This is a genomic window from Xanthomonas sp. PPL134, assembly GCF_040595915.1.
Taxonomy (GTDB): Bacteria; Pseudomonadota; Gammaproteobacteria; order Xanthomonadales; family Xanthomonadaceae; genus Xanthomonas_A; species Xanthomonas_A indica.
In genome coordinates this window covers 16821-35971 of sequence record NZ_JAMDLL010000019.1, presented here as the reverse complement: position 1 = coordinate 35971, position 19151 = coordinate 16821, and the positions used below count along the sequence as shown (strand labels likewise).

The window sequence follows — 19151 nt, the reverse complement described above, 5'->3', positions numbered from 1 at the left end:
CGTGAGCCAACCCACCCACCTCCCGGCCGCCCGCCACCGCACGGTCGCCCCGCGCACGCTCAAGCCCCTCTCCCCCCGGGAGAGGGGTTGGGGTGAGGGTGCGTCCGCCCACGGAGTCCCCACCCCGTGAGCCAACCCACCAACCTCCTCGCCACCCTCTACCGCACCGGCACCCTGCGCACGCTGGACCATGCCTTCGCGCACAGCCTGTCCCGCCTCGACCCGGACACGCCCGACCTGGTCCTGGCCGGCGCCGCCCTGGCCTCGCTGGCGGTGGCCAGCGGCCACGCCGGCCTCGACCCGGCGCGCGCCAGCCTCCTGCTCGACAGCCGCGATGCCGCCCCGCCGGCGCTGCCCACCGCAGACGACTGGACCCGCGCCCTGGCCGCCTCGCGCTGGGTCGCGCAACCCACCGCCGAGGACGCCGCCAGTCCCGATTGCCCACTCGTACTCGAACACGGCCTGCTCTACCTGCGCCGCTACCGCGAGTACGAGCGACGCCTGGCCCTGGGCCTGCGCCGCCTCGCCGCGCAGCCGCTGCCGCACAGCGACCTCGCCGCCCTCGCGCCCCTGTTCGCCCAGCTCTTCCCTCTCCCCCCGGGAGAGGGTGCCCGAAGGGCGGGTGAGGGTCCGACCGCCAACGATCCATCGGACCGCCAGGCCCAAGCCGCCGCGCTCGCCCTGCGCCGCGCGTTGCTGCTGGTCACCGGCGGCCCCGGCACCGGCAAGACCACCACCATCGCCCGCCTGCTGCTGCTGCGTCTGGCCCAGGCCCGCGCCGCCGGCCTGCCGCCGCCGCGCATCGCCCTGGCCGCGCCCACCGGCCGCGCCGCCGAGCGCATGGCCGAGAGCCTGCGCGCCGCAGTGGCGCGCGCGCTTGCCGATGGCATCGACCCGGCCCTGGCCGAGGCGCTGCCGGCCGGCGCCAGCACCCTGCATCGCCTGCTCGGCGTCATCCCCGACCTACCGTGCTTCCGTCATGACGCCGACAACCCGCTGCCGTTCGACCTGATCGTGATCGACGAAGCCTCCATGGTCGACCTGCCGCTGATGTGCAAGCTGGTCGACGCCGTGGCCGACGGTGCGCAACTGATCCTGCTCGGCGACGCCGACCAGTTGCCCTCGGTGGAAGCCGGCGACGTGCTCGCCGCGATCCTGCAGGCCGCCGGCCCCGGCGACGCGCTGCAGCCCGACGACGCGCAGGCGCTGCAGCCGCTGCTCGGCCACGGCGCGGTCGCACGCGACCACGGCGGCCTGGCCGGGCACCGTGTGCACCTGCTGCGCGGCTACCGCCAGGCCGAGGACTTCGCCCTGGCGCCCCTGGCCGACGCGGTGCGCAGCGGCGATGCCGACGGCGCGCTGCACCTGCTGCGCGACGGCCAACTCGCCGGCGTGCACTTCCACGCCGGCGTCGACGACGCGCTCGCCGCCGGCGGCGACGCCCTGCTCGCGCACTGGCGCGCCCTCGGCGCCACCGACGATCCGGCGCAGGCCCTGCGCACCGCCGCGCGCCTGCGCCTGCTCACCGCCGTGCGCGCCGGCCCGCAGGGCGCGCGCGGGCTCAACGCCCGCATCGAACAACTGCTGGCCGAGACCGCCAGCGGCGCGCGCCGCCTCGGCGCCGCCGCGCCCTGGTTCCACGGCCGCCTGCTGCTGATCACCGAGAACAGCTACCGCCACGGCCTGTTCAACGGCGACGTCGGCATCTGCTTGAAGGACGCACAGGGCACCCTGGTCGCCTGGTTCGACGGCGCCGGCGACGGCCAAGTCCGCGGCTTCCATCCGGCCGCGCTGCCCGCGCACGAGAGCGCCTTCGCCATGACCGTGCACAAGGCCCAGGGCAGCGAGTTCGACGAAGTCTGGCTGCAATTGCCGGCCCGCGACGCCCGCGTGCTCAGCCGCGAACTGGTCTACACCGGCATCACCCGCGCCCGCCGCGCGCTGCACATCGCCGCCAGCGAACCGGTGCTGCGCGCCGCGCTGGCCCGGCATGCGGCGCGGATCTCGGGGTTGGCGTGGCGGTTGGGTGGAGAGCGCATCGCGGCGTCGTCGGAAGCGGCCGCGCCGGCCGCAGCGCCGATACAGGGATCGCTGTTCTAGCCATCGGTGCGCCATGCGATGATCCGACCACCTTCTCGTGTCCAGCCCGCATGCTCAGGATCGTCTTCGCGCTCGTCGCCTTGCTTGCGTCATTCGCTGGCGTTGCCGGCGAGGCGACCCAGGCACCCGCCAGTGCCCGTCCGGTCGCCGTCCTGCTCATCACCGATCCGTGGGCGATGGTCATTGGCGCGGACACACCGTGGTTCGCGCTCTACGACGATGGCCGCGTCATCTTCGTCGAGAAGACCAACGCGGGCGCGTACACCCACATGACCGCACGTTTGAGCCCGGCGCAGTTGGCCGACGTCGAGGCCACGCTGCGTGGCTTCATCGCGGAACCGGTTCCGAAGAAGATCGACTTGCGACCCAATTGGACAGATCGACCCACGTCGTATCTGTTCCTGGATGTGGATGGACGCAAGCTCATGACCGAGGTGCACGGCCTTGGCCATGCCACCGCGGGCGTCGCCTTGCGCCGCGCAGGCGAGAAGCAGCCCGACGTGTTGCCGGCCAACATCGCCGGCCTGCATCGGTATCTCGCCGACTTCCACGTGGCGAGCGCCACCAAGTGGATTCCCGATCGATTGGAGGTCATGTTCTGGGACTACAGCTATGCCCCCGATGCCTCCATCGTCTGGCCGGCCAGTTGGCCGGGCCTGGAGGATCCCACCACGCTGAAGCGTGGCGATGACTATTCGATCTTCCTGCCGGGCACGCAAGAGCCGGCACTGATCGCCTTCCTTGCACGTCGCAAGAAGAAGGGCGCGATCGCACTTGGCGGCAGGAAATGGGCGGTGGACTACCGGCCCGTGTTTCCGCAGTGGCGGGCCGCGTTTCGTGAACCATAGCGGCATCCACCAGGCGGCCGGATCGTGCTGGCCGCCACGGGCTCCCAGGCAGGCTAGATGGCCATGACCCCGCCATCGACGAACAGCTCGTGCCCGGCGATGAAGCTGGACGCGTCCGAGGCCAGGAACAGCACCGCCTCCGCGATTTCCTCCGCATCGCCCAGCCGTCCGAACGGGATCATCTGCTTGAACGCCGCCTCAGCATCCGCATTGGCTTCCAGATAGGTCTGCATGGCCGGCGTGTGGACCATGCCGGGCGACACCACGTTCACCCGGATGCCGCGGCTTTTCAGGTCGGTCGTCCAGGTGCGCGCGAAGGAGCGGATCGCCGCCTTCGTGGCGCTGTACACGGAGAGCGCGCCGATCCCCTTGCTGCCGGCCACCGAGCCGGCCAGGATCACCGCGCCGCCGGTGGTCATCAGCGGCAGCGCCTTCTGCACGGTGAAGACCGTGCCCTTGATGTTGGTTGCCAGCAGGCGCTCCAGATGCGCGATGTCGATCTCGCCCAGCGCCGCCGACTCGGAAACGCCCGCGTTGGCGAACACCACATCCAGCCAGCCATGGTCCTGCTGGATGCGCGCATAGAGCCGATCCATGTCCTCGGGAACGCCGACATCGCCCTGCACGCCCACCGCGCCGCCGCCGATCTCCGCCACCGCGGTGTCCAGCCGGTCCTGCCGTCGCCCCGTGATGTAGACCTGCGCGCCTTCCTGCGCAAACGCCTTCGCCGTCACCAGGCCGATGCCGTCGGTGCCACCGGTGATCGCGACTACCTTGCCCTCGAACCGCTTGTCCATCTCGCTTCCCTTGGTAAGTGGAGGATTGCTCCACTTACTATACGGAGGTAGCCTCCGTTTCCACAAGCCGCCTCGGAACACCCCGTTGACCACCGACACCCCCCTGCGCGCCGATGCCCAGCGAAACCGCGAGCGCTTGCTCGCGGCGGCCGAGGAGGTGTTCCTGGAGCGCGGTGCCGAGGCGTCGATGGAAGACGTCGCCAAGCGCGCCGGCGTGGGCATCGGCACGCTCTATCGGCGCTTCCCCACGCGCGAGTCCTTGTTCGCCGCGGCCTACAGCGGCCGTTTCCTGTCGCTGGCCGCGGCCAGCCACGCGCGCGCCAGCACGCTCGATGCGTTGGCCGCACTGCGCGCGTATCTCGAGGACTTGGCGCTGCACACCAGCGTCTACCGCGGCCTGGCCGCGTCGCTCGGCGCGGTGCTGCAGAGCGGCACGCCGGGGTGTGAGGCCGTCAGCAAGGAAGGACAGCAGCTGTTGCGGCGCGCGCAGAAGAGCGGCGTCGTGCGGCGCGATGTTTCGTTCGACGATCTCGTGGTCGTCGCCACCGCGACCTCCCTGGGCACCGAGCAACTCGGCTCGCCGAAAACGCGGATTGCGCACCTGATTGGGTTGTTCGTGGACGGCATTGCGGCGCCCGCGCCGCGCGCCTAGCCGATGAATCCGCGGCGCGCAGGCAGGGCTTCAGCGATGCTGCCGGTGCGATGCGCGAGGCCCATCCGCAAGCCGGCAAGAACTTCAGATATCCGCACTCGCGCGCGCCAGGCGCTGCATCGAATGCAAGCGAAACCGTGCTGCGCGCCGCGCTGGCGCGGCCCGCAGTGCGGATCTCACGGTAGGCGTCGTGTCATCGGAAACGACGCACGCCGGCGCCGCGTTTACTTGGCAGGAACCCGCTGGTACTCGTCGCTGCCGGTATTGAGGTGCCCATCGGCCTCGTCGATGGCGAAGTTCACTGTCTCGCCGTCGTTGGTCACCTGCAGCACACCGTCCTTGTAGATGGCCGGGTAGCTCTCGGTCTTGGGCTTGCGGCTGAAGAAGCGCGGCGTGGTGTTGCGCACCATGAACGACTCCCCGTTGCGCTCGATGTCCATCGTGTCGTCCTTCGACTCCACGTTGACCCAGTGGCCGACGAACTTCTCGCCCTCCACCCGGGCGCAGCCGGTCACCAGCATCGCCGCGGCCAGCGCCGCCCCCATCCACTTCGTCATGTCCCCGCCTCCGGTGTTGGAATCGGGGCGAGGATGCGGTGGGTTTGATGTATGGGAGGTCAAGAGTGGGGAGGAGTGCCCCATCGTGCGCAGGCTCGCCCCAATCCGCCGCCGCGTCGCGTTATTGGCGTGCTTCCAACACTTGAGCAGGGGGGCCTTGCGCAGCGCCGTAACGGATTGCGTCGTATGACGGGCGCCGTTATGGTCGCTGGATGACGTCGCCATCGCCGACCCACCAATTCAGGCATCCCGTCATGGCCTCTTTGCCCAACATCCATCCTGGCGACGTGCTGCGCGACGAGTTCCTCGTCCCGCTGGGCATTAGCCAGAACGCACTTGCCCGCGTCACCGGCGTGCCGCCGCGCCGGATCAACGAAATCGTGCTGGGCAAGCGAGGCATCACCGCCGACACCGCCGTGCGCCTGGCTGCGGCGTTGGGCACGACCGAACGCTTTTGGCTGAGTCTGCAGGCGGACTACGAACTGGAAGAGGCGCATCGCTTGCTTGGTGACTTTCCGGAGCGGATCAAGCGGCTGGTACCAAGGGGTTCTTCCGTCACCAACGTGGAGTCTGTCACCCTGGCGCGCGCCAATCTTTCTGAACTGGCCGACCAAGCGAAGACCGGCGCCGAGAAGATCATCACCAAGAACGGCGAGAGCCACGTCGCGCTGATCGACGCCGACCGGCTGGACTACTACCACCGGCTCGAGCGCGAGCGGATCCACCTGCTGTTGCTCGACGATGCGAAGCGCGGCTTGGCCGACATCGCCGCCGGCCGCACGGTCGATGCCGATGCCGCCATCGGCAAACTGCAGCGGCGGCGCGCGGCGATCAAGACACCCGACGGAGTAAGCCCAGGCAAGCGCGCGGCCAAGAAGCGGGGTTGACCGTTGCATCGCGTCGAACTGACGGAGAGCTTCCTCGCGAGCCCCGACGCGACCGAAACGTTTCTGCTGGACGCCGATGCCGCTGCGGCCTTCGATGACCTGCTCGCCGAATTGCGGGCGACCGTGATCCCGAACCTGCAGCGTTTCCCGCGCATCGGCCGGTCCTACCTGGACACTCCGCCTCAATCGGCCGAGGCGCTGGCGCAACTGGCCGCATTGCCGGCGGGAGCCCCAGATGCGTTGCGCATCTACCTGCACGGCGACTACCTGACGATGTACACGGCGGTGGAGGCATCCGCCACCGTGTATCTGCTCTCCATTCGCCACCACCGACAGCTTTCGTTCGATCTCGCTGGGCTGTGGAGCTGTGGGTGAGGATGCAAATAGTGCACTCCGCTTACTGTTTCCGCGATCTTGATCATCCACGACTCAGTACGTTGCTGAGGCGAGCACTTAGGCGGGGAGCATAGTCTGTATGAATAGCCTCCGACCCTGTGCTCCTACTCTGCGCCTTGTGCTGATTTAATGATTAGGTCCTTTAAGCCCTCGATTACCGACCTCACCGGCTCCAATAAATCAGGATCTTGCTGAGACTGCTCTATGAGCCAGTCCACAAATAGATCCTTACTTTCGGGAGTTGGAGCCAAAAAATAGTAGCTTTCTTCGCTATCGTCTTGTAAAGATCCGGCAATTTTAGGAAAAATGGACGTATCTAACAATTCTTTGAATGGCGTGGGTGATCTTTTATAATTGTTCTCCGCACGAATTCGAGTGCTTGCTGGGAAAATATTCTCAAGAGTTGCCGGCCAACTCTGCGCAGGGATTCCTTTTGAGGACATTAGAGAGATGAATTCATCATTTGCAGCAAGTCGACACCAGAATGTTCTGTTAGAATTGTGTTGTTTCCAAACTCCACCTCTATCGGTAAGTTTTCCGTCTTTTCTTAGGTCTCGGCCGTCTCTATCATTATCTACAAGGACATATATTTTTCTTCCCGGAACAAGGCTATTAAGAACCAACCCATCACTTGCTAAGCTCTCCATTTTCGTGGTTCCTTGGCAAGACTGGATAGATGGGGCTGCCACATCTTTGGCGAAAATACTCCAAGCATGTTCCATCAATCTTGCATCTGACGCACCCTCTACAAATAGTATTGGTGCTGCGGCTGCTTCCATTTGACGCGTTAGATCAGCTTCGTCAGATTTTAATTTTTCAATTTGCTTGGATACCTCCTCTAGGTGTGCGCCCATGATGGCTAGATGTGGGGTTTCACCCATGAGCTCACCAGGCAGGCTTCCAGGCTCCAAACCACTTATCTCAAGTACAGAGGAGCAAGGCTTGTTGAGATTTTCAGGTATTCTCTTAAAGATAAAGAATCTCTTGATGTCAGGGCTCTGTTGCCTGAAAAATGCAGGACTGTGGCTGGTTACGAAAATTTGCTTTTTTGAGCTATTCCCATATTTCTTGAACTCGTCTGCTTCTTCAATGGCGCTAGCAAGTTCAAGCGAGTTCTCTGGCTCTTCGAAGCCCCAAACATGGTAGTCTTCTTTGCCGTGGTCGGAGAGGAAGTTTAAGACGGCAGGAATGTGCCTAACTTGTATTCCGTCGCCCCTCTGCGTCGTAAGAGAAAATATATCTCCATGCTCGTCGGTTGTGCCGAAATCGAGCGATTTAAAGAGATTGGTTAGGTCTGTAGGAGGGGCTATGACGCTATCTAGATTGAGGGTGGACTTTAGGTAATCGCTGAGATTTTCAGTTTCGTCTCGAATTGCATTGGAAAAAGGACCTAAAGATTCTCTGAAGCTCGCTTTGTTCGAAAGAATGCTGTAAACATTACCGAGAAGATGCTCAAAAATTCTCCTGTCTTTGATCGCTGGGATATAATGAAATCTGACGTTGTTGAGAAATCTTGTGAGATAGTGCCGTTTGTTCTGTGCGACGGAACTTTCTAGGTTCGGCTCCTCTTGATTAAGTGTGCTCCACTGCTTCTTAACCCAAAAAACTTCTCCAAGAGAATTCTTCCAGCTACTGGGGGCGATGAACCATATCTTTATGTACGCGAACTTTCGGGCGCCTTTACTTATATCAGTCTCGCTTCTTCTTGCTAGATTAAAGTCTGTGGAAAAATTAAATGGCGTTCCTGGGTTGGTTTGAGATTCAAAAAATAAGTTAAGAGCTCTGAGAAAATTGCTTTTTCCAGAGTCATTCCTTCCAAAGAGGATTGTTATATCTTTGAGGTCATTTAGTGATTCTTTGTATATCGATCGGAAGTATGCTATCTCGATCGCTGTAATTAGTTTCATAATCAACCTGTTGGGCTGGAGGTAGACAGTGGAAAAAGAAAAGGTGGAGCCAATTTCACTCCCAAGCGACTCAGAGCGTTAACGTATAGTCCTGCAGTGCGGGAACTGGCTGCAGCCAAGAAATATCTCTCCGGTGCGCTTGTTTGTTCGTTGCACCAGCGTGCTACCGCAGCGCTCACAATAGGGCTCCACTGCGGCCATGATCGGCTTAGCCATGAGTGCTTGCGCAATACGCAGTGAAGGTAAAGGAGTGGATGGTTCGGCCGCCTGCTGCCGTGCTGCCCGAACTATCTGAATCATCTGTGCACCGCTGATCAATTGAATCGCCTTGCCACGTACAAACCGTTCCGCATCATTCGTATAGCTGCCCACACAAACAATCTTCACCGCATCGGCTTGGTGATGCGCCATCAATCCAAACATCTCGCGCACGACGCTGACGCCGACCTGCTGCCGCTTCCATTGCTTGCATTGCACCAGCGTGCGGCGGCCATCCTTACGCAGTATCAGGTCGATGCCGCCGTCGGCACCGCCGAGGCCGGTTTCTTCTACCGCGTAGCCTTGGCGGCGGAAGGCTTCGCCGACCACGAGTTCGAACTGGCGCCAGCCGCCGGCGGCCAGGCTTTCCAGGGTGGTGCGGGTGTCCAGCAGGCGGCGGCGATGCCGCGCCTTGAGGAACGAGGCGAGCGCTGCGATCCAGCAGAGCAGCAGCAGGATCCACGCCAGGGGAGCCAATGCGCCTTCCGCTTGCTGGGCGATGGCCTGCGACAGCGCGCCGTCGTGGCGGGAGAACCACCAGGGGATACCGTCGCGCGCGGCGAGGAAGCCGGCGATCCCGGCCGCGATCCCCAACGGCCACGGCAACGCCGCCAGTGCGTCGAGTCCTGTCTTTCCCCGTTTGCGTCCCATGCGACCCCCGTCCCTGGATCGACCATAGTCCTGTGCGCGGGCGATGTCTGTACTGTTAACTGCGTCGTCTACAAATCGAGACGTGATTCCCTCTATCGGCTGCAGCGTCGGTTTCGTAGCTGGCCCCGGGCCGCCTGCGTCGATCCGCCATGCGGCGCTTGCCACTGCGCGCTCGCTGACATGCCCGCCCGCCGCTCGTCGCATCCTCCCGTAGAGCTAAGACGTCCATGCTAGCGTCGCGCTGCCGAGGGTCCGGTGCAGCGTGGGGCAGGGAATGAACAGCGAGCCGACGAGGCCCAAACTCGGGCCGCCACCGCGCATCCGCCGAGCCGTACGCCTGGCCTGGTGGCTGCTCTGGCTCGCCCTGGCCCTGTTCGCCACGGAGTTCGTGCACTCGGTGTATCTGAAGTACGCCTCGCTGCAGTCGCCGGCCTATGCGATGTTCCTGACCCGCCGCGGGTGGCTGTGGTGCCATCTCGGTGGCGGGGCGGTCGGCCTGTTGCTGGGGGCGCTGCAGTTCGCGACGCAGCGGTGGCGGCGCTGGCCGCGGCTGCATCGTTGGGTGGGGCGGGTGTATTTCGCGGGGATGGTGGTGGCGATGGTCGGGGCGGTCGGCCTGATCGCGACGTCGCCGGCGCCGCCTGCGATCCGGGTGGCGTTCGCGGCCACGGCGCTGGCGTGGCTGGTCACCGGGTCGGTGGGGCTGATGGCGATCTGGCGCGGACAGGTGCTGCGGCACCAGCGCTGGATGGTGCGCGCTTATCTGGCGACGCTGGCACCGGTGGTGTTCCGCTTGGCGCTGCCGTCGGCAATCAGCCTGGGCCTGGCGCCGTCGCCGGGCTTGATCGCGCTGCTGCTGTGGGCGAGCTGGGTGGTGCCGTTGTCGGTGTATGGCGTAGGCCGGGCGGTCGCCGATGCGCGGGATCGGCGCAAGCAGGGGTCGATGCTGCTGCGCGGCGCCGGTCTCGGCACGGGGTGATGACGGGCGTGGGGGACGATGCGCCGGCTTGCGACTCGGGCGCTGGCCTCGCCTCGCCGATCTGCGTTGATGCGGATGTCCGAGTCAGTTGTGGCCCCAGCGTCGGCGTCTCTGCTTTGGCGTCGCCAAGCACAACGCGCCGTCATCGCCGCCGCCAACCTCGCCGCGGGACGCCGGCACGTGCGCGGCTCGCACCACACAGAAAAACGCCGCCACGCCTGCGCCCAGGCGTGGCAGCCAGCGGGACGGACGTTCGCAGGCGCCGGGGGAGGAGTGCGCCTGCGCTGTCGTCCGCCGCGACCTCAGCGAAGCTTGTCGAACAGTTGCTGGCGCACGGCGATGGTGCAGGCTTCTTTGGTGAACAGGTGTTCCAGCGCGCTGTTGTCGCTGGGCTTGCCGGTGCCCAGGTCGAGCACGGTCGCCTGGTTGCTGCCGCGGGCCTTGAACGCGGCGACGGCGGTGGTGGCGTTCTTCATCGGTACGGTGGCGTCGTTGTCCGAGCCGCACAGCAGGGTCGGGGTGCGCGGCGCCCAGTCGAGCAGGTCGTTGCGCTCCAGGTCGCGCAGGAACGGATCGTTGGCGTTGCTGGCGAAGTCCTTGTAGAAGCCGGGCTGGAAGTACTGGCGGATCTTGTCCACACCCGGCAAGGTGTCGCCGAGCACCAGGTCGGTCAGGCTCTGGTTGCCGGGGAACAGTGCCTCCACCTGCTTGGCCCAGGGATCCTGGAATACCTGCGACGGGTCGAGGTAGATGTTCTTGTAGGTGCGCTGCATGCCGATGATGGCGTAGCTGGCCAGCACGATGCCGAAGGTGTTCTCGCCCACGGCGTTGTGGCCGCTCCAGCTGTCGCGGAAGGTCTGGCTGAGTGCGTACGGGCCGGAGATCGGCGCGCTGGCGACCAGGTTGAACTCGTTGGACAGGTGCGCTTCGATCTCGCGCTGGGTGGCCATGGCGGCATGCCCGCCCTGCGAGTAGCCGGTCAGCATGACCTTGCCCGACAGCGGGGTGTTGAGCCGCTGCAGCACCTGGCGCGCGGCGCGCAGGGCATCGATGGTGGCGCTGGCCTCGGACGCGGCGTGCAGGTAGGGGTGGAATGCATAGGTGGAGCGGCCGATGCCCAGGTAGTCGCTGCTCACCACCACGTAGCCCTGGGTGGCGAGGTGGGTGACCATGGTCTCGTCGCCCTTGGCGTCGCGGATCTCCTTGGCCTGTTCGGCGCGACGCTGCGACTCGGTGCCCTGGCTGTAGCTCACCAGCGGGTACGGCCCGGGGCACTGGCTGCCGCCCGGCACCAGCAGCGCGGCCGAGGCGGTGGTGGGTTCGCCATTGACGCCGATGGTGGCGTAGGTGAACTCGGCCACGCGCACGTCGCACTTGGCCTGGTCGGGGGATTGGTCGTTGGCCAGCAGCGTGCCGATCGCCTGGCGGGTATAGCTGGTCAGGACATTGCTGTTGAGCACGGTGCCGCGTGCCGGTGCCGCCGTGGCGGCGATGGGCAACAACGCGCCCGCGATGCCGATGAGGGAAAGTGCGCGCAGCGCCAGCCGATTCCGCTGTGTGGCCATGGAAACATCCTCGCAATGATGCCCGGTCGCCCGGGGGTGGGGGAGGGCGCAGACGCTACTATGTCGTTCGCATTATTTTTGCGACACGACGAGATAATGTTTATCCACGGTATTGATTCGCGTTGCACGCGACGGCATTGCGCGACACATCGCGCTGGAAAACCCAGCGATGCATCGGTATCGCGGCGTGCAGTGCGCCACAATGGCGAAAAGGAAAGAATCAAAAATCCGCATGATGTCGCTGGAATCCGGCCGAATTCGGCGGTTCCGGCAGGTCGCGTGCACGACACAGGCATTTGTCTACGTTTCTGAATCTGACTTTTCAGAAGTAAATAGTCGTGGTTTTAAGATAATCAGGACGCGATACGCAATCATCGTGTGTGCCGTGTCGATGGTTGTCCGCGGCCGGGCGCGGAGCGGACGCTGCCGGGACAGCAGCAGGACACCGTCGATGGCGAGCAGGTCACGGCGCGCCAGGTTCGTTGCTAGCGCGGTCGTCGGAGAGGGCGCACGCAACAAAAAGCCGGCGGATCCTGCGGGATCGCGCCGGCTGCGGTCGCCGTGGCGGGGCCGCGGGCGCGGGCCCGCGGCTGCGTGTCAGCGCACCTGGTACAGCACGGTGGCACCGGGCTTGGGCTCGAACGCCGGCACCGTGCGCTGCTTCAGCGGCGTGCCCTTGGCGTCCCACACCAGGGTGTCGGACGGGTACTCGTCCTTGCGGGTCATCGCGTCGATCTGTTTGACGATCACGCTGGAGCCGGCGGCGACCTCGGGGTTCCAGGCGAACACGCCGAGCCTGCCGTAGAACACGGCCGGCGCGTCGGCGTCCAGGCGCCGGTCCGGGCATAGCACCAGGCCGCGGTCGAGCATCACCCGCAGTGCGCCCACCGGCACGGCCTTCACCGTCGGCGCCGTGCGCTCGGTGCTGTGGCCGGGGCAGACGTTGGCCGAGCGGGTCAGCACGTCCTCAGCCACCTGCCGGTCGGACTGGGCCAGCGCGGGCAGGGCGGCGGCGGCGAGGGCGAGCGGTGCGAGGGGGAATTTCCAGGGCATGTCGAGACTCCTTCAATGGAGGAAAGACGCCGGGCCGGGCGGTGGCTGTAAAGCGGGGGACAGGCGGCCGCGGCGGCGCGGGCCGACTCTAGCAATGCGGCCTGCGGCGAATGCAAAGCGGGCGTGAGGGTGTGGGGTGGTGTTGCACGGAGCGGGGGTTGATGCGGCCTTCGCTTCGCATCGTCCGGGTCGCGGCTGAAACCGCTCCGACGGTCGGCCAATTGCTGGTCTGATGTGCAAACAGGTGCCGTAGCACGGTGGCCATTGTTTTGTGGGGGATCCGGTCCTGACTGCAATGCGATCGCATGCGCCGATGGCTTCACTCGTCGCGGCTGAAGCCGCTCCTACAAGGGGGCAATCCGTGTCGCCTGTGCAAGTGCTGCGCAACAGCGCTGAACGTTGGTAAATGCTGTTGTGGGAGGGACTTCAGTCCCGACTGCAAAGAGGCCGGCTGTGCCGATGGCTTCGCTTGTCGCGGCTGAAGCCGCTTCTACGGAGGCGGAGTGCTTGTACGGAGGTGGAACGCTTGTCTGCTGTGGGAATGCTGCCGGCAATGCTGACAGATGGTCACCCCTTGTGGGAGGGACTTCAGTCCCGACTGCACTGAGGTCGGTTGCGGCGGTGACTTCGCTGGTCGCGGCTGAAGCCGCTCCTACGGAGGCGGAGTGCTTGTACGGAGGCGGAATGCTTGTCTGCTGTGGGAGTGCTGCAGGCAGTGCTGACAGATGGTCGCTCCTTGTGGGAGGGACTTCAGTCCCGACTGCACGAAGGTGGACGCACCGACAGCCCGCGCACGCCGGCTCAGCGATACGGCCCCGGCCCGCGCCAGACCAGTTCGCCCTGGTGGTAGACCTGCAGCATGGTGATGACCTGGCGGGCGTCGCCGATGCTCTTGAGTTCGGGCGAGTCCGGCGGCAGGGCGCGGCACTTGCCGGAGCCGCGGGTCAGGGCGATCTCCAGCGGGCAGACCATGCGGTACTCGGTGCCGGGCAGCAGGATGAACATCTCTTTCATGCCCTGCTGCTGCCAGGTGCGCAGCTGGCTCTCGCTGCCCAGGTCGTAATAGACCAGGTAGCCGCCGACCTCCAGGCTGGGTTGGGCCGCGTCCATGTCGTGGCGGTTGCCGCGGCTGCCGGGGCCGGCTGCCAGGCCGCTGTTGTCGGGCGCGGTGTCGGTGTCGAGCGCGCCGGGCGGGCGCCCGGTCCAGGTCTCCGGGCGCCGCTCGGTCGGCGGCGGCGGACTGCTGTCGGCGGTCTGCGCCGGACTCGGCGCCGGGGCATCCGCGGGCGGGGTGGGGGCCGGCGGCGCCGGGCGTGGCTGCCGCACCGGGGCCGGCCGCGGGGTGTCGGCCGCTTTCGGCGTGTCGGCACGATCGGGCGGGGGCACCGGGTCGTCGGACTGCGCGACCAGGGTGGATTGCACGGTGGTGGTGGCCCGCGCGTGCTTGGGCGCGGCGGACGCCGGCGGCGGACTGGGCTTGGGCGGCAGCGGCTTCACCGGCTTGTCGCTTTCGCTGAGGAAGTCCACGCGGATGCGGCTGCCGCCAGCCGCGCCCTGCGGCGTGGACATGGTGGGCTTGGCCGCATACAGCAGGGCGAGCGCCATCAGCACGTGCAGCAGTGCGCTGAGCAGCCAGGCGATCCAGCGCTGCCAGCGTTCGCTGCGGGTCTCGGCCGCGGCGGGCGCGCGGTTGGGCGCGCGGCTCATGCCGTCGCGGCGGCGTCGGGGGAGCCAGCCTTCATGCGGTTCCGGGGAGGGGACAAACGTGGGAGGCCGCCATCGTACCGCCTGCGCCCGCGCCGGCCATGGCAGCCGCTGCAATGGCCGGCATCGGCCGACACCTGGCGTTCACCCGCCGCGCGGCCGGCGGGCGTTCGGCAGGTGCCCGTGCGTCATCCGCTGCCGGCAGGGGCGCGCCCGGTGCCACGCGCGGCGCGGCACCGGGCACCAGGATCAGACGTAGGCGCCCACCTTGAACACTTCCACCGCCTGGGTCAGCTGCGCCGACTGCTCCTCCAGCGAGCGCGCCGCGGTGCTGGCCTCTTCCACCAGCGCCACGTTCTGCTGGGTGGTCTCGTCCATGCGCGCGATGGTCTGGTTGACCTGGGCGATGCCGTTGGCCTGCTCGTGCGAGGCGGCGGAGATCTGCCCCATGAGGTCGGTGACGTGCTGCACGCTGGCCACCACCTGGTCCATGGTGGCACCGGCCTGGTGCACCAGCGTGGCGCCGTGGGCCACACGTTGCACCGAGTCGTCGATCAGGGTCTTGATCTCCTTGGCGGCGCCGGCCGAGCGGTGCGCGAGCGTGCCGACCTCGGCGGCCACCACCGCGAAGCCCTTGCCCTGCTCGCCGGCACGCGCGGCTTCCACCGCGGCGTTGAGGGCGAGGATGTTGGTCTGGAAGGCGATGCCGTCGATCACCGCGATGATGTCGGCGATGCGCTTGGAGGCGGCCTGGATGCCGGTCATGGTCTCCACCACCTGGCCGACCACGTCGCGGCCTTCGCTGGCCACGCCGGCCGCGCCCAGCGCCAGCTGGTTGGCGCGCTGGGCGTGCTCGGCGTTCTGCTTCACCGTGGACGTCAGCTCCTCCATCGAGGCGGCGGTCTCTTCCAGGCTGGCCGCCTGCTGCTCGCTGCGCTTGGCCAGCTCCTGGTTGCCGCTGGCGATGTCCTCGGCGGCGAAGCCGATGCTGTTGGTGGTGCGCTGGATGTGCGCGACGATGTCGGTGAGGCGGTGCACGGTGCTGTTGGCGTCGTCGCGCATGGCCGCGAACACGCCGTGGAAGTTGCCGCGCATGCGCACGGTGAGGTCGCCGTCGGCGATGCAGCGCAGCAGCGCCGAGAACTTGCCCAGGTTGGCGTCGGCGGTGGCCATCATGGTGTCGAGGTTCTCGACCATGGTGCGGAAGGCGTGCTCGAACTGCTCCGGCTGGCCGCGGTGGGCGAAGTTGCCGGCGCACGCGGCTTCGGCCAGGGTCTGGATCTGCACGTTGATGGCGTGCAGGTTCTGCTTGACCTGCTGCATCGCCGCGGTGATCGCGGCTTTCTCGCCGGGGTAGTGGGCGATGTCCTGGCTGAGGTCGCCGATGGCGTAGCGGCCCATCACCTCGGTGATGCGCAGCTGGGTCTGCACGTGCGCATCCACCAGCGCATTGGTGTCGGCGACCATGCGCCCGTACTCGCCGGGGAAGCGCTGCGCGTCCATGCGGTAGCTGATGGCGCCGGCGTCGTGGCGCGCGGCCATCTCGCGCTGCGCGGAAATCACCTCGTGCAGGCGCCGCTGCATCTGCTGCATGGCGCGCAGCAACTGCCCGGCCTCGTCGTGGGTGGTGGCGATGTCCGGGCTGCTCAGGTCGCCGGCACCGATGCGCTCGGCCAGGCCCAGCGCCTGCCGCAGCGGCCGGACCACGCGGCGGGTAAGCAACAGCGCGATCAGCGTGCCCAGCAGCAGCGCCAGCACGGTGCAGCCGATCATCAGCAGCGCGAAGCCGCGCGCGGTGTCCATCGCCTCCTTGGCGGCCTGGCGGTTCTTGGCTTCCTGCAGGTCAATGAAGGCGTTGATGCTGGCCAGCCAGTCGACGAAGGCCGGGCGCGCCTGCTGCAGCAGCAGCGCCTGCGCCTGCACGGTGTCGCCGGCATCGCGCAACTGGCGCACCTGTGCGATCAGCGGCATGGTGCGCGCTTCGATGCCTTGGATCCGCTGCAGGATGGCGTTCTCCTGGGCATCGCTGGAGGCGGCGAGCAGGGCGTCGAGCGGCTGCGCGGCGCGCGCATAGTCGCCGGCCAGCTTGTCGATGGTCTGCTCGGTCGCCTGGCGGCTGGCCGGGTCGTCCAGCAGCACCACGTCGCGCAGGGCGATGGCGCGGTCGTGCACGCTGCCGCGGAAGTTGATCGCGTAGCGCTGCTTGACGCTGTTGACCTCGTTGATTGCGGTCAGCCGCCGGTCGATGCTGTGCACGCGCTGGATGCCGACCACGGTGAGCAGGACCATCAGCACGATGAGGGTGAGGAAGCCGAGCGCGAGGCGCTGGCCGATGCGCAGATGCGAGAAGACGTGCATGGGATCGGGGGAATGGGGGAGGGAAGAGGGATCGACGGTGGGTGACGGCGGACGGGCAGGCAGGTTGCCTGCGCCCGCGTGACGCGCGCATGGCGCAGGGCCCCCGGGCCGGCGCATGGATAGCGGCGATGCCGAGGCGATCTGAAGGGATGGGGCCATGGCGCCGGCGGCGCGGTGCGGGGAACGTGACGCGGTAGTGCCTGCCGCGGCGTTGGCCCTGCCCACGTCAGGCAGGATGCGGCGTGGCGGCGATCGGCTCGGCGCGGATCGCGCCGCCACACCGCCGCGCGCAGTGCAGCATGGCCCGGCCCTTGCCCGGTGCTATGGTCCGCGCATGACCGGTGCCGCCGACCCGATCCGCTTCCAGGCGACCTTGCTGCGTCCGGCGGTGCCGCCGGATGCGCCCTGGTGTTTCCTGCTGTTGCCCGCGGCGGCCAGCGCCGCCCTGCCGACGCGCGGCCTGGCCAGCGTGGAGGGCCTGTTCGCCGGGCATCCGTTCCAGGCCACGCTGCAGCCGGACGGCCACGGCGGCCACTGGTTGCGCGTGGAGCCGGCCTTACGCGCGGCCGCGGGCGTGGACCCCGGCGCCACGGTAACGCTGGCGATCGCGCCGGTAGCGGTGGAACCGGAACCGGCCGTGCCCGAGGACCTGGCGCGCGCGCTGGCCGCGCATCCGCCGGCGCGCGCGGCCTGGGACACGCTGACCGCGGTAGCGCGGCGCGACTGGATCTTCTGGATCGGCACGGGCAAGCAGGCGCCGACGCGGGCCAGGCGCATCGCCAGCAGCTGCGACATGCTCGCCGCGGGCAAGCGGCGGGTCTGCTGCTTCGATCGGTCGGGCATGTACAGCAAGGCCTTCTCCGCGCCACAGGCGCAATGAGGGCATGGCGCGCACGCCTGGCGTGGCCGCCGTCGCGACAGGATCCTCGCAAGCGCCTGCCTATACTCCGTGCCCTCCATCCATGAGGCCCACCGCATGAGTGCATCCACCTCTTCGTCCGCCGCCGCCGCACCGGGCAGCCTGCGCCGCTCGGTGTCCAACACGCTCAAGGGCTCGGCCGGCAACCTGGTGGAGTGGTACGACGTCTACGTCTACTCGGTGTTCGCCACCTACTTCGAGTCGCAGTTCTTCTCCAAGGAGGACAAGAACGCCACGTTGTACGTGTGGGCGATCTTCGCGGTGACCTTCCTGATGCGCCCGATCGGCGCCTGGTACTTTGGCCGCTTCGCCGACCGTTACGGCCGCCGCCTGGCGCTGACGGTGTCGGTGTCGGTGATGGCGGCTTGTTCGTTCCTGATCGCGGTGACGCCCACCGTGGCCAGCATCGGCGGCGCCGCGGCGGTGGTGCTGCTGCTGGCGCGCCTGCTGCAGGGCTTCGCCACCGGCGGCGAGTACGGCACCAGCGCCACCTACATGTCCGAGGCGGCGATCCCGGGGCGGCGCGGCTTTCTGTCCTCCTTCCACTACGTCACCCTGGTCGGCGGCCATGTGCTGGCGCAGGCGGTGCTGTTCGGGATGCTGCACTTCTTCGACAAGGGGCAGATTTCCGAGTGGGGCTGGCGCGTGGCCTTCGGCCTGGGCGGCGTCGGCGCGCTGGTGGTGTTCTGGCTGCGGCGCACGATGGACGAGTCGCTGACCTCCGAATCCATCGCCGCGGCCAAGCAGGGCAAGGACACGTCCTCCGGCTCGCTGCGCGAGCTGTTCGTGCACCAGTGGCGCCCGCTGCTGCTGTGCTTCCTGATCACCGCCGGCGGCACCGTGGCCTTCTACACCTACTCGGTGACCGGGCCGAAGATGATCCAGACCGCCTTCGCCGGCGACGACGTGATGGCCGGCACCATCATCAACCTGGTCGCGCTGATCGTGCTGATGCTGATGCAGCCGGTGGGCGGCTGGCTGTCGGACATCATCGGGCGCAAGACCCTGCTGGTGTTCTTCGGCATCGGCGGCGTGCTCTACACCTGGTTCCTGGTGCTGGAGCTGCCCAGGCAGAGCGACTGGCTGAGCGCGTTCGCCATTCTCACCGCCGGCTTCGTCATCCTCACCGGCTACACCTCGATCAATGCGGTGGTGAAGGCCGAGCTGTTCCCCACCCACATCCGCGCGCTGGGCGTGGGCCTGGGCTATGCGCTGGCCAATTCGGCCTTCGGCGGGACCGCGCCGCTGCTGTACCAGGCCTCGTTGAAGACCGGCCACGTCACCACCTTCGTCTGGTACGCCACGGCGGTGATCGCGGTGTCGCTGCTGGTGTATGTGTTCTTCCTGACCAACAAGGGCAGCAACTGGCTGGACCACGAAGGCGAGATGCACGCACGCCGGCGCTGAGCGGCGCGGGGTGACCCGGGCGGTGCCCGGGCGTGGCGCGGGCGGACGCTGAACGGCGTGCCCGGCTCCGGCCGGGTCGCCCTGCCACGCGGGCGCCGCGATGCGGCGGCTGC

Annotated in this window: 16 protein-coding genes and 1 pseudogene; 9 read left to right on the top strand and 8 right to left on the bottom strand. The window is 66.9% G+C overall.

What is annotated here, in order from left to right; genetic code table 11:
* Positions 1-126: 126 nt before the first annotated feature.
* Entirely contained in the window at positions 127-2100 is a 1974-nt protein-coding gene (recD, locus tag M3U25_RS19475; RefSeq protein WP_355503574.1) for an exodeoxyribonuclease V subunit alpha, read from the top strand.
* Between the two features lie 50 nt (positions 2101-2150).
* Positions 2151-2948, top strand: coding sequence for a hypothetical protein (locus M3U25_RS19470; protein ID WP_355503572.1), 798 nt, complete (start codon positions 2151-2153; stop codon positions 2946-2948).
* A 53-nt stretch (positions 2949-3001) separates the two neighbouring features.
* Here M3U25_RS19470 and M3U25_RS19465 read toward each other — a convergent pair whose 3' ends face one another.
* The gene (locus M3U25_RS19465) at positions 3002-3745 is read right to left on the bottom strand and encodes an SDR family oxidoreductase (RefSeq protein ID WP_355503570.1); all 744 of its coding nucleotides are present in this window, start codon (positions 3743-3745) and stop codon (positions 3002-3004) included.
* A gap of 85 nt (positions 3746-3830) precedes the next feature.
* Here M3U25_RS19465 and M3U25_RS19460 point away from each other — a divergent pair, with 85 nt between their 5' ends.
* Positions 3831-4397, top strand: a complete 567-nt coding sequence (locus M3U25_RS19460; protein WP_355503568.1) for a helix-turn-helix domain-containing protein — start codon at positions 3831-3833, stop codon at positions 4395-4397.
* Positions 4398-4621: 224 nt separating this feature from the next.
* On the opposite strand, the gene M3U25_RS19455 is transcribed toward M3U25_RS19460, so the two are convergent.
* Positions 4622-4954 (bottom strand): hypothetical protein, encoded by a 333-nt coding sequence (locus M3U25_RS19455; RefSeq protein ID WP_019797267.1) that lies wholly within the window; start codon positions 4952-4954, stop codon positions 4622-4624.
* A gap of 254 nt (positions 4955-5208) precedes the next feature.
* Here M3U25_RS19455 and M3U25_RS19450 point away from each other — a divergent pair.
* The 3 genes and pseudogenes from M3U25_RS19450 to M3U25_RS19440 form a co-directional block, all read left to right on the top strand.
* Positions 5209-5490, top strand: a pseudogene (locus M3U25_RS19450) (HigA family addiction module antitoxin); the annotation flags it as partial.
* 27 nt (positions 5491-5517) lie between these two features.
* Positions 5518-5841, top strand: coding sequence for a type II toxin-antitoxin system Phd/YefM family antitoxin (locus tag M3U25_RS19445; protein WP_355503596.1), 324 nt, complete (start codon positions 5518-5520; stop codon positions 5839-5841).
* 3 nt (positions 5842-5844) lie between these two features.
* A complete protein-coding gene (locus M3U25_RS19440; protein WP_355503565.1) occupies positions 5845-6216 on the top strand; it encodes a type II toxin-antitoxin system RelE/ParE family toxin in 372 nt (123 codons plus the stop codon).
* Between the two features lie 125 nt (positions 6217-6341).
* Here M3U25_RS19440 and M3U25_RS19435 read toward each other — a convergent pair whose 3' ends face one another.
* A complete protein-coding gene (locus M3U25_RS19435) occupies positions 6342-8144 on the bottom strand; it encodes an AAA family ATPase (protein WP_355503563.1) in 1803 nt (600 codons plus the stop codon).
* A 78-nt stretch (positions 8145-8222) separates the two neighbouring features.
* Positions 8223-9053: a restriction endonuclease gene (locus tag M3U25_RS19430; protein ID WP_355503561.1), complete on the bottom strand. Its 831-nt coding sequence runs from the start codon at positions 9051-9053 to the stop codon at positions 8223-8225.
* Positions 9054-9327: 274 nt separating this feature from the next.
* Here M3U25_RS19430 and M3U25_RS19425 point away from each other — a divergent pair, with 274 nt between their 5' ends.
* Positions 9328-10032: a DUF2306 domain-containing protein gene (locus M3U25_RS19425; protein WP_355503559.1), complete on the top strand. Its 705-nt coding sequence runs from the start codon at positions 9328-9330 to the stop codon at positions 10030-10032.
* 302 nt (positions 10033-10334) lie between these two features.
* Here the strand turns inward: M3U25_RS19425 and M3U25_RS19420 are convergent, their stop codons facing one another.
* The 4 genes from M3U25_RS19420 to M3U25_RS19405 form a co-directional block, all read right to left on the bottom strand.
* Positions 10335-11597 (bottom strand): lipase family protein, encoded by a 1263-nt coding sequence (locus M3U25_RS19420; RefSeq protein WP_355503557.1) that lies wholly within the window; start codon positions 11595-11597, stop codon positions 10335-10337.
* Positions 11598-12194: 597 nt separating this feature from the next.
* Entirely contained in the window at positions 12195-12650 is a 456-nt protein-coding gene (locus M3U25_RS19415) for a hypothetical protein (RefSeq protein WP_355503555.1), read from the bottom strand.
* Between the two features lie 801 nt (positions 12651-13451).
* Positions 13452-14357 carry a type II toxin-antitoxin system RelE/ParE family toxin gene (locus M3U25_RS19410; RefSeq protein ID WP_355503553.1) on the bottom strand — a complete coding sequence of 302 codons (906 nt, stop codon included), beginning with the start codon at positions 14355-14357 and terminating at the stop codon, positions 13452-13454.
* Positions 14358-14603: 246 nt separating this feature from the next.
* Entirely contained in the window at positions 14604-16712 is a 2109-nt protein-coding gene (locus M3U25_RS19405; protein ID WP_355503551.1) for a methyl-accepting chemotaxis protein, read from the bottom strand.
* Between the two features lie 334 nt (positions 16713-17046).
* Here M3U25_RS19405 and M3U25_RS19400 point away from each other — a divergent pair, with 334 nt between their 5' ends.
* Both M3U25_RS19400 and M3U25_RS19395 read left to right on the top strand, forming a co-directional pair.
* Complete coding sequence (locus M3U25_RS19400) at positions 17047-17592, top strand: YdeI/OmpD-associated family protein (protein WP_355503549.1); 546 nt, start codon at positions 17047-17049, stop codon at positions 17590-17592.
* Positions 17593-17688: 96 nt separating this feature from the next.
* Positions 17689-19038, top strand: coding sequence for an MFS transporter (locus tag M3U25_RS19395; protein WP_355503547.1), 1350 nt, complete (start codon positions 17689-17691; stop codon positions 19036-19038).
* The last annotated feature ends 113 nt before the right edge of the window (positions 19039-19151 follow it).

Bases quoted from the DNA above. Each gene is read 5' to 3' on its own strand.
- M3U25_RS19410 (WP_355503553.1), bottom strand. From the start codon at position 14,357: ATGAGCCGCGCGCCCAACCGCGCGCCCGCCGCGGCCGAGACCCGCAGC.
- M3U25_RS19415 (WP_355503555.1), bottom strand. From the start codon at position 12,650: ATGCCCTGGAAATTCCCCCTCGCACCGCTCGCCCTCGCCGCCGCCGCC.
- M3U25_RS19470 (WP_355503572.1), top strand. From the start codon at position 2,151: ATGCTCAGGATCGTCTTCGCGCTCGTCGCCTTGCTTGCGTCATTCGCT.
- M3U25_RS19420 (WP_355503557.1), bottom strand. From the start codon at position 11,597: ATGGCCACACAGCGGAATCGGCTGGCGCTGCGCGCACTTTCCCTCATC.
- M3U25_RS19395 (WP_355503547.1), top strand. From the start codon at position 17,689: ATGAGTGCATCCACCTCTTCGTCCGCCGCCGCCGCACCGGGCAGCCTG.
- M3U25_RS19405 (WP_355503551.1), bottom strand. From the start codon at position 16,712: ATGCACGTCTTCTCGCATCTGCGCATCGGCCAGCGCCTCGCGCTCGGC.
- M3U25_RS19435 (WP_355503563.1), bottom strand. From the start codon at position 8,144: ATGAAACTAATTACAGCGATCGAGATAGCATACTTCCGATCGATATAC.
- M3U25_RS19465 (WP_355503570.1), bottom strand. From the start codon at position 3,745: ATGGACAAGCGGTTCGAGGGCAAGGTAGTCGCGATCACCGGTGGCACC.
- M3U25_RS19455 (WP_019797267.1), bottom strand. From the start codon at position 4,954: ATGACGAAGTGGATGGGGGCGGCGCTGGCCGCGGCGATGCTGGTGACC.
- M3U25_RS19425 (WP_355503559.1), top strand. From the start codon at position 9,328: ATGAACAGCGAGCCGACGAGGCCCAAACTCGGGCCGCCACCGCGCATC.
- M3U25_RS19400 (WP_355503549.1), top strand. From the start codon at position 17,047: ATGACCGGTGCCGCCGACCCGATCCGCTTCCAGGCGACCTTGCTGCGT.
- M3U25_RS19430 (WP_355503561.1), bottom strand. From the start codon at position 9,053: ATGGGACGCAAACGGGGAAAGACAGGACTCGACGCACTGGCGGCGTTG.